Origin of the sequence: Brachyspira pilosicoli, from assembly GCF_019402445.1 — a bacterium.
GTDB classification, from domain to species: domain Bacteria; phylum Spirochaetota; class Brachyspiria; order Brachyspirales; family Brachyspiraceae; genus Brachyspira; species Brachyspira pilosicoli_B.
Map to the genome: position 1 here is coordinate 1 of NZ_SRZM01000425.1, position 939 is coordinate 939.

1 protein-coding gene is annotated in these 939 nt (G+C 26.3%); it reads right to left on the bottom strand.

The genetic code is table 11. The features are described 5' to 3' along the window. Positions 1-116: 116 nt before the first annotated feature. Complete coding sequence (locus E6A48_RS11610; protein WP_219710466.1) at positions 117-815, bottom strand: hypothetical protein; 699 nt, start codon at positions 813-815, stop codon at positions 117-119. Between the last annotated feature and the right edge of the window lie 124 nt (positions 816-939).

Genomic DNA, 939 nt, shown 5'->3' on the forward strand with positions numbered 1-939 from the left:
CGCGAAGCGTACCCGTAGGGTAAAAACTTTTTGCGGCAGGAAAAAGTTGAGAAAGAGATTAAAAAAATATAATTGTTTGGATTATAAATAATAATTAAAAACGTGGATTATTTTTATTAATACTGCTGTCTACCGTCATCATAGCTATTACCAAATTCTATCATAGGCAAATGTATGCCAATCTGAACACCTATATCAACAGAAGCTAATTGAATAGGATATCTATATCCTTCACCCAATGAAGATAAATTATCTTTTATTTGATAATATGGTATATCAAAATTAACATAAAATAATAAACTTACTAAAAAGAAATTTATGCCGGTATAAAGTTTTACATAAGGTATAACTAGATTATTAAATCTTGATAATAAATCCTTGTTATATAATGATATAGCATTATCTCCTGTCCAATATTTACCAGATAAAGGAAATTTAACACCGCCCCCTATACCTATTTGAAATATTGAAGGTTTCCATTCAAGACTAAGTCCTGTAATAATACTATCAAATTCATGCGTAAAATCTTGAGAATTATTATAAAATTTAAATGTATCTCTATACCAACCGAAATCTACCCCTAATACTATATAATACATTTTTTCAATCGCAAAATAAATTGACGGCTGAAATATAACTCCTGCTTCAAATGCAGATTTTTCTTGTTCTGTTAAATACTCTGATAAAAAACCATTTTGATAAAAACTAGGACGGCTTCCTGCCAATGGAACATACAAACTCATTACAAAATTATGTGAATATGCTAATACTGATATCATTAGAAATATGGTAATTAGTATAATACTCTTTTTCATATATCTTCCTTGAAACTACAAAAATTGTCATTATAGAAATTAGTTTTTTAATAAAATAAATAGTGAATGAATAAATAAATATTTTAAAATCAGAGATTTTTTTAAATATTGCATAAATTAATTC